The organism is Nonomuraea sp. NPDC049625 (assembly GCF_040675285.1).
Lineage (GTDB): Bacteria > Actinomycetota > Actinomycetes > Streptosporangiales > Streptosporangiaceae > Nonomuraea > Nonomuraea angiospora_A.
In genome coordinates this window covers 424,500-439,068 of sequence record NZ_JBFAOQ010000006.1, presented here as the reverse complement: position 1 = coordinate 439,068, position 14,569 = coordinate 424,500, and the positions used below count along the sequence as shown (strand labels likewise).

Below are 14,569 nucleotides of genomic sequence, written 5' to 3'. Positions count from 1 at the left end.
TCGCTCACTGGTCGGCGGGTGGGGGCGGCCTCCCAGCTCGGGCGGACGGCCGCTCACAGGTCGCCGGACGGAGGGCTTCCCGCTCCGGCACTCCACCGGCGCTCATTGGTGGCGGGGAGGGGGCACTCGGCATCGCGTCGGTACGCCGTTCACCCTGCGGACGGATGACCGGCGCCCGCTCCCCAGACGGCAGTGCCCCACGAGTCACTGGTGCTGGTGCCGGTGACGGGGGGGCGGTGACGGGGGCGGTGACGGGGGGCGGCCTCTCCGCGCGTCGGGCGGGGCAGGGACAATAGCGGGCAAAACACTACCGATCGGGGGCATGCATGGAAGCGGTCTTCTTCGACATGGACGGGCTGCTCGTCGACAGCGAGCGGGTCTGGCTGGAGATCGAGACCGACGTGATGGCCAGGCTCGGCGCTCGGTGGACGCCGGAGCACCAGGTTCACCTGGTGGGCGGATCCATGGAGCGAACGGTCGACTACATGCTGGCCGTCTCGGGGGCCGACGTGCCTGCCGAGATGGTGCGGGAGTGGATGACCGGCGGGATGGTGCGGCGGCTGACGGCGGGCGTGCACGTCATGCCGGGCGCCTTGGAACTGCTGATGGCGCTGCGGGACGAGGGGGTGCCCGTGGGGCTGGTCACCTCGTCGCTGAAGGAGATCGCTGAGGCGGTCCTCAAGAGCGTGGGGCGTGACCGGTTCGACGTCGTGGTCACGGCGGACGACGTCACGCGTACCAAACCTGACCCTGAGCCGTACCTGACGGCTGCGCGGTTGCTCGGGGTGGAGCCGGTGCGGTGCGTGGTGCTGGAGGACTCTCCCAACGGCGTGGCGGCCGCGACGGCGGCGGGCTGCGCGGTGGTGGCCGTCCCGAGCCTGCTGGCCATCGACCCCGCCCCCGGCCGGCTGGTGGTGCCGTCCCTGGAGCAGGTCACCGTCGCCGACCTCCGCGCCCTCATCCCGACCTGACCCCCATCCGCCCGCACCCCATCCGTCTCCGCCCCGTCTCCGCCACCCCCATCCGTCTCCGCCACCCCCATCCGTCCCCGCCTCCCAGCCGGCCGCATGCTGGCTGCGTTACCCCTTCCACGCGTGCTTGCTGGGTGGCTCCGCTGGTTCGCCCTGTGCCCCCTACTCGGCACCGTGCTGGACGTCCTCGCCGATGGTGCCGCCGTCCGGGGCGGGGCGCTGACTGCCCGTGGACTCGGGGCGGCGGCCGCCGTTGCTCGGCATGAGCCAGTCGTCGGTGTCGCATTCGCTCGCCTCGCTGGAACGCGTGGGGCGGGGCGAACTCGTGCACCGCGCCGCTCCCGTACGGTCGACGCCGCTGGGCGACGTGCTGTTGCCGCGCCCGCGCACCCGCGCCACGCCGCGCACCGGTGCCACGCCGCGCACCGGTGCCACGCCGCGCACCGGTGCCACGCCGCGCACCGGTGCCACGCTTGCCACGCCAGGCTCGCCGCGCACCTGCGCCACGTTCGCCGCCGCCCGCCTTCGACGCCGCGGCGGCCCACACGAGCGGCGCCGCTGCCTGATCGATCGGGCTGGCCGTCCAGCCGGCACGTCGCCGGCCGCGGCCCCCGCCACCCGCCCGCCGACATGAGCGCGACCGCCGCGCCCAGGGATGGGGAGCCGGACCCTTAGGGGGCAAGTGGTTCTTGCGGAGGAGCGGCGGGTGGCGTTTCGCGTGCCAGGATGGAGACGTAGTCGATATGAGGGGCGGCGTGATGTTCAATTCGATCGCCTGGCTGCCGCTGTGCGCCGGACTGAGCGCGGTGGGCCTGGTGTTCAGCTTCCTGGCCTTCAGACGCAGGGGGGCGGCCTCGGGCATGCGGATGGCGGCGTGGGCGCTGCTGCCGGTGGCGGCCTATCTGACGGGCGCGCTGCAGGCGTTGTGGACCATCGGCGCCACCGTCGTGGGTTTCGTGACGCAGCTGGTGTTCAACCCCTTGGTGTGGGCGGGCGTCGCCGTCGCGGGGCTGTCGGCGGTGCTGTTCGTCGCGTCCGGCGTCATGCGCGGCCGGAAACTGGCGAGCTTCAGGAAGAAGACCCCCGGAGAGGCCCCCGAGGTTAAGCCCTCAGCGAACAAAACCGCGCCCAAACCTCAGCAGCCCGCCGTCGCTCCCAAGCAAACTGCCAAGGCAGAGGACGACTTCTCCGATATCGAGGCGCTGCTCAAAAAGCGTGGCATCAGCTGAATACAAGGACGAAATCGGCTATGTCACAGTTCCGAGACGTAACCGGGACGGCTCGTAGACATTCTCCTCAAGATCGATACGAATGAGTTTCTGGTCAATCACAGTTGAGCCACATAGAGCTCAGAGGGACTAGTCACACCAGCTCAGGCCATAGATTCTGCCTCCTGGGGCCGCGACACGGCGGACCTCGCTCGCATGGGCGCACTACCCTGACCGGGACCGCGCCGACACGGACGATGTCGTCTGGAATCCAGGGGGCTACTGGCATGACCGCACCGCTCGATGTTCCGGAATCGGCCATCGAAGCAGGGCCGGAGACCGTTCTTGAGGGAGCGGAGACCTCGGTCATCAGGGGACGTTCCCTGGGGCAGATCGCGTGGATGCGCCTCAAGCGCGACCGCATCGCGATGACCGGTGGCATCGTCATCCTGCTGCTCATCCTGGTCGCCGTCTTCGCCCCGCTGCTGGTGTCGTGGTTCGGGCACCCGCCGGGTGAGTGGCACCGGGAGAAGCTCGACCCCTCCATCGGCGCGCCGCTGGGCGCATTCGGCGGCATCAGCAGCGACTTCCTGTTCGGCGTGGAGCCCGACTCGGGCCGCGACCTGTTCAGCCGCGTCCTGTACGGGGCCCGCATCTCGCTGCTGATCGCGTTCTTCGCGACCCTGCTGTGCGTGGTGCTCGGCACCGTCCTCGGGATGATCGCCGGCTTCTTCGGCGGCTGGGTCGACACCGTCATCAGCCGCCTCATGGACATCTTCCTGGCCTTCCCGCTGCTGGTGTTCGCGCTGGCGCTGGCCGGCGTCATCCCCGACAAGGCGTTCGGCCTGTCGGGTGACACGCTGCGGATCAGCCTGCTGGTGTTCATCATCGGGTTCTTCAACTGGCCCTATATCGGACGCATCATCCGAGGTCAGACGCTGTCCCTCCGTGAACGGGAGTTCGTCGACGCCTCCAGGAGCCTGGGCGCGCGCAACCACACCATCCTGTTCAAGGAGATCCTGCCCAACCTCCTGGCGCCGATCCTCGTCTACTCGACGCTGCTGATCCCCTCGAACATCCTGTTCGAGGCCGCGCTGTCGTTCCTCGGCGTGGGTGTGCGGCCGCCGACTCCCACGTGGGGAGGCATGCTGTCGGACGCCGTCCACAACTACCAGGTGGCGCCCAACTTCATGATCTTCCCCGGTCTCGCGATCTTCATCACCGTGCTGGCGTTCAACCTGCTCGGTGACGGCCTCAGGGACGCCTTCGACCCCAAGGCCCGATAGCCCTCGTGAGTTTTCAGCAAGTTCTCAACTCCTAGATACAAGGGGTGTGTCAGGTCGATGAAGACAAGATCAAAGGCGTCGGCAGTGGCGATGACCGCCGCTCTCGCCGTGGTCGTCTCGGCGTGTGGCGGCGGTGGCGGTGCCAAGAGCACCAGCGGCACCGGCAGTGACGAGAAGCCCGCGAGCCAGTACAACGCGGGTGTCACGCAGGTCGTCAACCCGTCGGAGAAGACCGGCGGCACCCTGCACATGGGCATGCCGGGCGACTTCGACTCCGTCGACCCCGGCGACCAGTACTACGGCTACGCGTGGAACTTCTCCCGCTTCTACACGCGCGCGCTGACCATGTTCAAGCCGGTGCCGGGCGAGGAGGGTCTGCAGCTTGTCGGCGACCTGGCCGAGGACCTGGGCAAGCCCAGCGACGGCGGCAAGACGTGGACGTACAAGCTGCGCAAGGGCATCAAGTTCGAGGACGGCAGCCCCGTCACCGCCAAGGACGTCAAGTACGCCGTGGCCCGCTCCCTGGACAAGGACATCCTGCCCAGCGGCCCGACCTACTTCAACGACTGGCTCGACCTGCAGGGCTACACCGGCCCGTACAAGATGAAGGACAAGCTCGACGACTTCAAGGCCGTCGAGACGCCTGATGACTACACCGTCGTCTTCCACCTGAAGAAGGCCTACGGCGGCTTCGACTACTTCGCCATGCTCCCGCAGACGGCCCCGGTGCCCGCGGCCAAGGACACCGGCTCGAAGTACAAGGAGCACCCGGTCTCGACCGGCCCCTACATGTTCAAGTCGCACGAGCTCACCAAGCGCATCGAGCTCGTGAAGAACCCCAACTGGGACCCGGCCACCGACCCCAACCGCAAGCAGCTCAACGACTCCGTCGAGGTGCTGCTCGGCCAGAACGAGGACGACCTCGACCAGCGCCTGCTGTCCGGCAAGATCGACGTCAAGATCAACAGCACCGGCGTGGCGGCCAACGCCCGCAAGACGGTCCTGACCGACCCGAAGGTCAAGCAGTACGCCGACTCGGCCGCGATCGACCGGACCTGGTTCACCAACATCAACGGTGACGTCAAGCCGTTCGACAACATCCACTGCCGCAAGGCCGTGATGTACGCGGCCGACCGCTCCGCGATCCAGGGCGCCTACGGCGGCCCCGACGCCGGCGGCGACGTCGCGCTCAGCCTCATGCCGTCGAAGATGACCGGCTACCAGAAGATCGACCCGTACGGCGTCGAGGCCAACCCGACCGGCGACCTCACCAAGGCGAAGGAGGAGCTGACGGCCTGCGGCCAGCCCAACGGCTTCAGCACCACCATCTCCTACCGCAACGAGCGCGCCGCCGAGAAGCTGACCGCCGAGTCGCTGCAGCAGTCGCTCGGCCGCGTCGGCATCAAGCTGGAGATCAAGGGCTACCCGCAGGGCGACTACTTCAAGCTGTACGCCGGCAAGCCCGACTTCGCCAAGAAGAACAACCTCGGCCTCATGGTCTACGGCTGGGGCGCCGACTACCCCGAGGGCTTCGGCTTCTTCCAGCAGATCGTCGACAGCCGCGTGATCCGCGACGCCGGTAACACCAACCTCGGCGTCAAGGACCCGAAGATCGACGAGCTCATCGACCAGGCCGCCGGGGAGACCGACGCCGCCAAGCGCAACGCCATCTGGGCGCAGGTCGACAAGCAGGTCATGGACTCGGCGTTCATCCTGCCCTACGTCTGGGCGCACGGCCTGTTCTACCGGCCGCCGACGCTGAAGAACGTCTTCGTCAGCCAGAACTGGGGCATGTACGAGTACCTCACGCTGGGCACCCAGTAACCGGTCAGGCGACCCCGCCGGACACGTCCGTCGAAAGCAGGTGAAGGCTCCGGCGGCCGGGCTCACGAGGCCCGGCCGCCATGGCCGAGATCAGTGTTCACATACATTCTCAGACGGTTGATAGCGGCCGTCATGCTGCTCTTCGTGGTGAGCATCACGACGTTCGCCATCTTCTTCCTCGTGCCTCGGCTCGCTGGGATGTCCGCTGACGACCTCGCCTCTCGTTATGTCGGCAAGGCCGCCAACGAGCAGGTCATCCACGATACGGCGATCCGGCTGGGGTTCTACGATCCGCTCCTGGTCCAGTACGGGCGGTTCGTGAAGGGCATCTTCGTCGGCGTGGAGCGCAACTACGGCCCCGGCGTCGAGCTGTGCCCGGCGCCCTGCCTCGGCTACTCGTACGTCACGCAGAACCCGGTCCTGCCCGACCTGCTCGACCGCATACCGATCACGCTGTCGCTGGCGCTCGGCGCGGCCCTGGTGTGGGTGTTCTTCGGCGTGGCCACCGGCGTGGTGTCCGCGCTGCGGCGCGGCAGCTTCTTCGACCGCATCTCCATGGGCGTCGCCCTGGCCGGCGTGTCGCTGCCGATCTTCTTCACCGGCATCGTGTCGCTGGCCATCTTCCGCGACCAGCTCGGCCTCGTCGGCGACGTCGCCGACTGGGTGCCGTTCAGCGAGGACCCGCTCACCTGGGCCAACAACCTGATGCTGCCCTGGATCACGCTCGCCTTCCTGTACGCCGCCGGTTATGCCCGGCTCACCAGGGCGGGCATGCTGGAGACCATGTCCGAGGACTACATACGCACGGCCAGAGCCAAGGGCCTGCCCGAGCGGGCCGTGGTGCTCAAACACGGGCTGAGAGCCACGCTCACCCCGGTGCTGACCATGTTCGGCCTGGACCTGGGCCTGCTGCTCGGCGGCGCGGTGCTGACCGAGAGCACGTTCTCGCTGCCCGGCATCGGCAAGTACGCCAGGGACGCCATCGAACGCAACGACCTGCCCCAGGTGATGGGCGTCACCCTGGTGGCGGCGGCCTTCATCATCGTCGCCAACCTGATCGTCGACCTGCTCTACGCGGTCGTGGACCCGAGGGTGAGGCTGGCATGAGTGCGTTCCTCCAGGTCAAGGACCTCAAGATCCACTTCCCGACCGACGACGGCCTGGTCAGGTCCGTCGACGGGCTGACGTTCGACCTCGAACGCGGCAAGACGCTCGGCATCGTCGGCGAGTCCGGCTCCGGCAAGTCGGTCACCAGCCTCGGCATCCTCGGCCTGCACAAGGGCAAGGGCGCCAACGTCTCCGGGGAGATCTGGCTCGACGGCGAGGAGCTCGTCGGCGCCTCCCAGGAGCACGTGCGCGGGCTGCGCGGCAAGAAGATGGCGATGATCTTCCAGGATCCGCTGTCGTCGATGCACCCCTTCTACACGGTCGGCGACCAGATCATCGAGGCGTACCGCATCCACCACAAGGTCACCAAGGCCGTGGCGAAGAAGCACGCCATCGACATGCTCGGCCGGGTCGGCATCCCCGAGCCGCAGCGCCGTGTCGACTCCTACCCGCACGAGTTCTCCGGCGGCATGCGCCAGCGCGCCATGATCGCCATGGCGCTGTCGTGCGACCCCGAGCTGCTCATCGCCGACGAGCCCACCACCGCGCTCGACGTGACCGTGCAGGCCCAGATCCTCGACCTCATGGTCGACCTGCAGCGCGAGTTCAACTCCGCGCTGATCATCATCACCCACGACCTGGGCGTGGTGGCCGAGCTGTCCGACGACATCCTGGTCATGTACGCGGGCAAGTGCATCGAGTACGGCAGCGCCGACGACATCTTCTACCGTCCCGAGCACCCCTACACATGGGGTCTACTGGGATCGATGCCCCGGCTCGACCGGGAGCCCACCGAACGGCTGCTGCCGATCAAGGGCTCCCCGCCGTCGCTGATCAACGTGCCGCCGGGCTGCGCCTTCAACCCCCGCTGCCCGTACGTCGAGCGGACCGGGGACAAGGCCAAGTCCGAGGTCCCGGAGCTGCTCCAGACCCAGGGCGGCCACCTGGTGCGCTGCCACATGGACCGGACGGAGCGGCGGGAGCTGTGGGAGAACGAGATCAAGCCACTGCTGGAGACCCAGTGACCGAGCCCAAGAACGAGCCGCTCCTTTCCGTACAGGGCCTGGAGAAGCACTTCCCCGTGACGAAGGGCCTGCTCAAGCGGCAGGTCGGCGCCGTCAAGGCGGTCGACGGGATCAGCTTCGACGTGTTCAAGGGCGAGACGCTCGGCCTGGTGGGGGAGTCCGGCTGCGGCAAGTCCACCACCGGCCGGCTGGTCACCCGGCTCCTCGAACCCACCGCCGGCAAGGTGATCTTCGAGGGCGAGGACATCACGCACATGGGGCAGGGCAAGCTGAGGCCGCTCCGCCGCGACATGCAGATGATCTTCCAGGACCCGTACTCGTCGCTCAACCCCCGCCACACGGTCGGCACCATCGTCGGCGCGCCGTTCCGTATCCAGGGCGTCAAGACCGAGCACGGCGTCAAGCGGGCCGTCCAGGACATCCTCGCCCTGGTCGGGCTCAACCCCGAGCACTACAACCGCTACCCGCACGAGTTCTCCGGCGGCCAGCGGCAGCGCATCGGCATCGCCCGCACCCTCGCGCTCAAGCCCAAGCTGATCATCGCCGACGAGCCGGTCTCCGCGCTCGACGTCTCCATCCAGGCCCAGGTCGTCAACCTGCTCGAAGACCTGCAGAACGAGCTGGACCTCACCTACGTCGTGATCGCCCACGACCTGTCGGTGGTGCGGCACATCAGCGACCGGGTGGCCGTCATGTACCTGGGCAAGATCGTGGAGATCGGCGACCGCAAGCAGCTCTACAGCGCGCCGATGCACCCGTACACCAACGCCCTGATGTCGGCCGTGCCTGTGCCCGACCCCAAGGCGCGCAAGGAGCGCGAGCGCATCCGGCTGGCCGGCGACGTGCCCAGCCCGCTCAACCCGCCGCCCGCCTGCCGCTTCCACACCCGCTGCTGGAAGGCGCAGGAGATCTGCAAGACGGTCGAGCCGCCCCTGGAGGAGCTGGCCAGCGGCCACCGCGTCGCCTGCCACTTCCCGGAGAACGCCCCGGCCTCCGCCGAGGCAGCCCCCGCCACCGCGTCCTGACGGTGTCCTGACGGTGTCCTGACCGGGGGTGCGCCCCCGGTCTCAGGAGTACGTGCCCGGCGTGATCAACCCGGTCTCGTAGGCCAGCACCACGGCCTGCACGCGGTCGCGCAGCCCCAGCTTGGTCAGCACGTTGCCGACGTGGGTCTTGACCGTCGTCTCGCTCACCACGAGCTTGGCCGCGATCTCCGCGTTGGACATGCCCTTGGCGATCAGCCGCAGCACCTCCAGCTCCCGCTCCGTCAGCCGGTCCAGCCGCGCCGGAGCGGGCTGCTCGTACGCCGACGGCAGCCGCTTGGCGAACCTGTCGAGCAGCCGCCGCGTCACGCTCGGCGCCACGATCGCGTCGCCCGCCGCCACCACCCGGATCGCCTGCACCAGCTCGTCGGGCGGCACGTCCTTCAGCAGGAACCCGGACGCGCCCGAGCGCAGCGCCTCCACGATGTACTCGTCCAGGTCGAACGTCGTCAGCACCAGCACCTTCGGCACGTGCGCCGTCGGCGCCGCCTCCCGCACGATCCTGCGGGTCGCCTCGATGCCGTCGACGCCCGGCATGCGGATGTCCATCAGCACCACGTCGGGCAGCAGCGCCCGCGTCTGCTCCATGGCGTCCTTGCCGTCGCCCGCCTGCCCCACCACCGTGATGTCGGACTCGGCCTCCAGAATCAGGCGGAATCCCGTACGCAGCAGCGGCTGGTCGTCCACCAGCAGCACTCTGATCGTCATTGGCCGTCCTTCAACGGGAACCTCGCCCGCACTTCGAAACCGCCCCCCGGTAGCGGACCGATGTTGAGGATTCCACCATAGAGTGCGACCCGTTCGCGAATGCCCACCAAACCGTGCCCTGGCGGCGCGGACACCCCGGCCGCGCCCAGCCCGTCGTCCTCCACCCGTACGTCCAGCTCACGGGGGTCGTGGCGGACGGTCACCACGGCCTTCGCGCCCGCCCCGGCGTGCCGCAGGCTGTTCGTCAGCCCCTCCTGGGCCAGCCGGTAGGCGGCCAGGTCGACCCCGGCGGGCAGCGGCCGCGGCTCTCCCTCCACGATCAGCCGGGTCGCCAGCCCCGCCTCGCGCATCTGCTCCACCAGCGCGGGCAGATCGTGCACGCCGGGCTGCGGGCCCAGCTCGGCGCGGGCGTCGGTACGCAGGACGCCGACGATGCTGCGCATCTCCGTCATCGCCATCCGGCCCGTGTGCTCGATCGCCGACAGCGCCTCGCGCGCCAGGTCGGGATCGGAGGCCAGCACCCTGCGCGCCGCGGCCGCCTGCACGGTCATCACGCTGACGTGGTGGGCCACCACGTCGTGCAGCTCGCGGGCGATCCGCGAGCGCTCCTCGGCGCGGGCCGCCCTCGTGTCGGCCGCGCGCGCCCGCTCCAGCCGCTCCGCCCGGTCCTTGAGCTCGTCCAGGTACGCCCGGCGCAGCCGCAGGCTCCGCCCCGCGCCCCACACCGCCACCAGCACCACGGCCACCACGACGTGCTCGCTCCAGCTCGTCGCCCTGACCGGGCCCGCCAGAGCGCCCAGCACGTACGTCACCAGCGAGATCAGCAGCCCCGCCAGCGCCATCGCCAGCCCGCGGTAGGAAGCCACCGAGTACAGCAGCACCAGCCCGGCCAGCCCCGAGATCCCGGTCCCGTAGCCGAGCACGGTCAGCAGCGTCTCGGGCACCAGCTCGGCGCACATCGCCGCCAGCGGCCACCTCCTGCGCGCCGCCACGGGCACGCACGCCAGCACCACCAGGACCCCGCCCAGCGGGTCGGGGGCGCGCATGCCGTCGACCGCCAGGCCCTGCGCCTCCAGGCGGTCGGGACCGTAGAGCACGAACATCGCCACCGACGCCGCGGCCACCACTCCGGCGAGCACGGAGTCGTGGAACGTGGTCCGGTCTATGCGCACCGCTTCACTGTAGGCCCAGGTGAAAACCCGTAACCTCCTCCCTCGGGAGGATTACCACCCACACGCCCCCGAACCCGCGCCGCCCCGGCGCAACGGGTGCGCGGGGTGGGTCAAAGTTCGTCGGTGGCGGCGCGGCGGTGGCTGCGGGTGGTGTCGCCCGGTTGGCGGGCCGGGATCGGTGGGGGTGTGCCGCCGAACTCCGGGCACAGGGCCTGGTGGTCGCACCAGTCGCACAGGCGGCTGCGGCGGGCCCGCCACTCGCCGGACTCCAGCGACCGCTCGATCGCCGTCCACAGCGCCATCACCTTGCGCTCGGTGGCCAGCAGGTCGGCCTCGTCCGGGGCGTAGCGCAGCACCTCGCCCTGCCCGCCCAGATAGACCAGCTGCAGCAGCCGAGGCACCTGGCCGCGCAGCCGCCACAGCACCAGGGCGTAGAACTTCATCTGGAACAGCGCCTTGGCCTCGAAGTCGGGGCCCGGCGCGCTGCCCGTCTTGTAGTCGACCACCCGGACCTCGCCGGTCGGCGCCACGTCGAGCCGGTCGACGTAGCCGCGCAGCATGAGCCCCCCGTCGAGGACCGCCTCCACGTAGAGCTCGCGCTCGGCGGGCTCCAGCCGCGTCGGGTCCTCCAGCGTGAAGTAGCGCTCCAGCATGCCGCGCGCCTGGACCAGCCACTCGGCCTGCTCGGCCTCGTCGGCGAACATCTGCGCGTACTGCGCGTCCTCGTCCAGCAGCCGCTGCCACTGCGGCTCCAGGAGCTCCAGCGCCGCCTGGACCGAGCGCCGCGGCGCCGGGAGGTCGTAGAGGCGCTCCAGGACCGCGTGCACCACCGTGCCGCGCACCGCCGCCTGCGAAGGCTTCTCGGGGAGCTGGTCGATCACCCGGAAGCGGTAGAGCAGCGGACAGGTCATGAAATCGCCCGCCCGGGACGGGGAGAGAGCTCCGATGATCTCCGGTTCGGTCAACGTCATGCACCGCACTCTAGGTCAAGACCCCGACAGAATAGCCCTCGCGCCACGATGATCACCCGATCCGGCGCGTAGCATCAAGGCAGCAACAGCACGTAATGGACGTTCAAGGAGTGCGGTGAGCGAGCAGAGCCCGCGGCAGGAGTTCTCCGGCCTTCGGATGGGGAAGCCGTTCGGCATTCCGGTGTATGTCTCATGGACATGGTTCATCGTGGCGGCGGTCATCACCTGGGTGTTCGGGCGCCGGGTGACCAACATGCTGCCCGAGCTCGACAGCGCGGCCGCCTACGCGGTCGCGTTCGTGTTCGCGGTGCTGCTGTACGTGTCGGTGCTGCTGCACGAGCTGGCCCACAGCGTGCTGGCCAAGTTCTACGGCCTGCCGGTGCGCAGGATCACCCTCTACCTGCTCGGCGGCGTGTCGGAGATCGAGAAGGAGCCGCCCACGCCGGCCAAGGAGTTCCTGGTCGCCGCCGCGGGGCCGGCGCTGTCGCTGGGCCTGGCCGGGCTCGGCCTGGCCGCCGACGTCTACGTGATCAACGGCGGCGGCATCGTCGAGGTGCTCGTCTGGTGGCTGTGGGTCGCCAACCTCATCGTCGGCGTGTTCAACCTGCTGCCCGGCCTGCCCCTGGACGGCGGCCGGATGCTGCGCGCCGGAGTCTGGAAGCTGACCAAGAACCCCAGCTCCGGCACCATCGTCGCCGCCTGGGGCGGCCGCGTGCTGGCCGTGCTGCTCGTCGTGTTCTCGATCGCCACGGCCCTGCAGAGCGGCCAGGTGACCGACCCGCTGGACCTGCTGTGGCCGTTCGTGCTGGCGTCGTTCATCTGGCTCGGCGCGAGCCAGTCGCTGCGCGTGGCCAAGATCCGCGCCAGGATCCCGCAGGTCAACGCCCGCGCGCTGGCGCGCAGGGCGATCCCGGTGACCGCCGAGACGCCGCTGTCGGAGGCGCTGCGGCAGGCCGCCGAGCGCAACGCGGGCGCCCTCGTCGTGATCGGCCACGACGGCGAGCCCCTGGCCATCGTGAACGAGGCCGCCGTCCAGGCCACCCCCGAACACCGCCGCCCCTGGGTGAGCGTCGGCTCGGTCGCCAAGTCCCTGGAGCCCACCATGGTGCTCGCGGCCGACCTGACCGGGGAGCCGCTCATCGACGCCATGCGCGAGGCCCCGGGCAGCGAGTACCTCCTGGTGGAACGGGGCGGCGAGATCTACGGGGTGCTCGCCACGGCCGACGTGAACCGGGTTTTCACGGGCGTCTGATTTGTCCCACTCGTTTAAGCGGCGGGCCATGGATAGGGTCGTGTCCAGCAGTTTCGGGCGGTCCGGAGCCGACTCCGGCCGGTTACTGCGATGTGACGACTGGCCGATAGTGTTCTGTTTGGCCAGACTTGCACAGTTGAGGGGTTTGCCGCAGTCCATCGGTTCACCGAATCGAGACGACGTGGCCGCGGCACGGCCCCTTCGTCTGGGTATGCGTATGGCTGGTGGCCAGCACGGCAGTGCGGGTGCCGTAATTTCGCCGGCTTCCGGGGAGGAGACACGAGTGACCGAGCGCAGCGAGGGCACCGATGAGCAGCGCAGCGCCGTCGTCATGAGGGAGGACGCATGACCGACCAAGGCTTCGGAGTGGTGCGTCCGCTTCCCGGTAACGGGCTTGTCGCCTACGCGGGCGGGCTGCTGCTGGTGTGCGACGCCGGCGAGGCCGCGGCCGACGACCTGCTCGACGCGCTGCGCGAGACGGCCGCGTCCGGTGGCGACGGCAGGGCGCTGGCCCGCCGCGCCGCTCAGGTGCTCGCGGCCAACATGGCCGGCGACCCGGCCACCTGCGCCGTCGCGGGCCGGGTCGGAGAAGGCGTGGCCGTCCTGGTCAGCGGCTCGGCCGCGGCCGTCATCGGCACCCCGGGCGGTGAGACGCGGCTGGCCGGCAGCGACTCGCTGACGTGGGCCGACCGGCTCGTCACCGGGCCCGTCGAGCGGGTCGAGCTGAGCCTGCCCGGCGCCGGCACCCCGCACCCCGCGGTCCGCTTCGACGGCGGCGTGGTGCACGGCGGCGGCCTCGTGGGCGACCTCACCGAGCGGTCCTCGGCGCCCGCCCCGTCCAGGCCGCTCACCAGCGAGATGCCCGCCACGGCCTTCCATCTCGAGGCCGACCTGGTCCAGCAGCCTCCCGCGCCGGTGGAGCGGCCACCGTACCCGCTGGCCGACCAGCCGCCGGTCGTGCCGGGGCCGCCGTCGGGCCCGCAGCCCGCGCCGGTGGAGCAGCCGTCGTACCTCTCGCCCCAGGACCAGCCCCCGTACGTCCCGCCCCAGGACCCGCCGCCCTACCACACGCCGCAGGAGCAGCCGGCCCCCTTCTTCGCGCCGCCGCAGGATCAGCCGCCGCCCCTGCCGGAGCCGCAGCAGTTCCCCTCCTACGACGAGCCGCCCCCCGGCAACGGCGTGGCCGACCAGCCCATGCCGCAGCACCTGGGCCCGTCCGACCACTTCGACCAGCCCGCGCCGCCCCTGCTCGGCCCGCCCGACCACTTCGACCATCCGGGCCAGCCGCCGCAGGATCAGCAGCAGCAGGACCACGGCGACCGCCCCCTGGTCTACGGCGTCGACTGCAAGAACGACCACTTCAACGACCCGCGCTCGCCCTACTGCGCGGTCTGCGGCATCGCGCTGGTGCAGCGCACGCTCGTCCCCTACAAGGGGCCGCGCCCGTCGCTCGGGGTGCTCATCCTCGACGACGGCACCGCGCTGCCGCTGGAGAGCGACTACCTGCTGGGCCGCGACCCCGAGCGGGCGCCCGAGGTGGCCGGCGGCACCGCCAGGCCCGCCAAGGTGACCAGCCCGGACGGCTCGGTGTCGCGCCGCCACCTGCGGGTGGCGCTCGACGGGTGGGACGTCAACCTGGTCGACCTGGGCTCGGTCAACGGCACCCAGATCCAGCCGCCCGGTGACCCCAACTTCTACGACATCCCGCCGAACGAGCCGGTCACCATCGCGCCCGGGACGACGGTCCGGGTCGGCGTCTCCCGCACGCTCCGCTTCGAGGCGCACCGGGGATAACCCGGCCGCCGGAACGCCCGCGTCCCCGTCCCGGGGCCGCGGGCGTTCTCGTACGCCGCTCAGGACGCCAGGAGCTCGGGGGCGGTGAGCTGCCCCGGCTCGTACCGGTGCATCGCGACATACGGCCGCCCCGGGAGAGCGCGGCGTCGCCTGCGACGGGCGAGGGCTACGGCGCCGTCCGCCCTGGACGCGGTCCGTCGAGCATTCT

13 protein-coding genes are annotated in these 14,569 nt (G+C 70.2%); 9 read left to right on the top strand and 4 right to left on the bottom strand.

The window, feature by feature from the left end:
• Nucleotides 1-326 precede the first annotated feature (326 nt).
• Complete coding sequence (locus tag AB0J87_RS27975) at nt 327-971, top strand: HAD family phosphatase (RefSeq protein WP_363969771.1); 645 nt, start codon at nt 327-329, stop codon at nt 969-971.
• 162 nt (nt 972-1,133) lie between these two features.
• Here AB0J87_RS27975 and AB0J87_RS27970 read toward each other — a convergent pair whose 3' ends face one another.
• Nucleotides 1,134-1,451 carry a hypothetical protein gene (locus AB0J87_RS27970; protein ID WP_363969769.1) on the bottom strand — a complete coding sequence of 106 codons (318 nt, stop codon included), beginning with the start codon at nt 1,449-1,451 and terminating at the stop codon, nt 1,134-1,136.
• 278 nt (nt 1,452-1,729) lie between these two features.
• Between AB0J87_RS27970 and AB0J87_RS27965 the strand changes: the two genes are divergently transcribed.
• From AB0J87_RS27965 to AB0J87_RS27940, 6 genes are all read left to right on the top strand, one after another.
• Nucleotides 1,730-2,200: a cellulose synthase gene (locus tag AB0J87_RS27965; protein ID WP_363969767.1), complete on the top strand. Its 471-nt coding sequence runs from the start codon at nt 1,730-1,732 to the stop codon at nt 2,198-2,200.
• Nucleotides 2,201-2,466: 266 nt separating this feature from the next.
• On the top strand, nt 2,467-3,465 hold the full coding sequence (locus AB0J87_RS27960) for an ABC transporter permease (RefSeq protein WP_350735347.1): 999 nt from the start codon (nt 2,467-2,469) through the stop codon (nt 3,463-3,465).
• Nucleotides 3,466-3,522: 57 nt separating this feature from the next.
• Nucleotides 3,523-5,289 carry an ABC transporter substrate-binding protein gene (locus AB0J87_RS27955; protein WP_350735349.1) on the top strand — a complete coding sequence of 589 codons (1,767 nt, stop codon included), beginning with the start codon at nt 3,523-3,525 and terminating at the stop codon, nt 5,287-5,289.
• Between the two features lie 93 nt (nt 5,290-5,382).
• A complete protein-coding gene (locus AB0J87_RS27950) occupies nt 5,383-6,396 on the top strand; it encodes an ABC transporter permease (RefSeq protein WP_357742707.1) in 1,014 nt (337 codons plus the stop codon).
• A complete protein-coding gene (locus tag AB0J87_RS27945) occupies nt 6,393-7,421 on the top strand; it encodes an ABC transporter ATP-binding protein (RefSeq protein WP_350735353.1) in 1,029 nt (342 codons plus the stop codon). The genes AB0J87_RS27950 and AB0J87_RS27945 overlap by 4 nt, the downstream gene beginning before the upstream one ends.
• Complete coding sequence (locus AB0J87_RS27940) at nt 7,418-8,446, top strand: dipeptide ABC transporter ATP-binding protein (protein WP_363969763.1); 1,029 nt, start codon at nt 7,418-7,420, stop codon at nt 8,444-8,446. Before AB0J87_RS27945 ends, AB0J87_RS27940 begins: the two co-directional genes overlap by 4 nt.
• 42 nt (nt 8,447-8,488) lie before the next feature.
• On the opposite strand, the gene AB0J87_RS27935 is transcribed toward AB0J87_RS27940, so the two are convergent.
• The 3 genes from AB0J87_RS27935 to AB0J87_RS27925 form a co-directional block, all read right to left on the bottom strand.
• Nucleotides 8,489-9,172, bottom strand: a complete 684-nt coding sequence (locus AB0J87_RS27935) for a response regulator transcription factor (protein ID WP_185076857.1) — start codon at nt 9,170-9,172, stop codon at nt 8,489-8,491.
• On the bottom strand, nt 9,169-10,344 hold the full coding sequence (locus AB0J87_RS27930; RefSeq protein WP_363969760.1) for a sensor histidine kinase: 1,176 nt from the start codon (nt 10,342-10,344) through the stop codon (nt 9,169-9,171). Before AB0J87_RS27930 ends, AB0J87_RS27935 begins: the two co-directional genes overlap by 4 nt.
• Nucleotides 10,345-10,454: 110 nt before the next feature.
• Nucleotides 10,455-11,315, bottom strand: a complete 861-nt coding sequence (locus tag AB0J87_RS27925) for a RecB family exonuclease (protein ID WP_357742721.1) — start codon at nt 11,313-11,315, stop codon at nt 10,455-10,457.
• A 115-nt stretch (nt 11,316-11,430) separates the two neighbouring features.
• Here AB0J87_RS27925 and AB0J87_RS27920 point away from each other — a divergent pair, with 115 nt between their 5' ends.
• Both AB0J87_RS27920 and AB0J87_RS27915 read left to right on the top strand, forming a co-directional pair.
• On the top strand, nt 11,431-12,567 hold the full coding sequence (locus AB0J87_RS27920; protein WP_363969758.1) for a site-2 protease family protein: 1,137 nt from the start codon (nt 11,431-11,433) through the stop codon (nt 12,565-12,567).
• Nucleotides 12,568-12,912: 345 nt separating this feature from the next.
• The gene (locus AB0J87_RS27915) at nt 12,913-14,361 is read left to right on the top strand and encodes an FHA domain-containing protein (protein WP_363969756.1); all 1,449 of its coding nucleotides are present in this window, start codon (nt 12,913-12,915) and stop codon (nt 14,359-14,361) included.
• The last annotated feature ends 208 nt before the right edge of the window (nt 14,362-14,569 follow it).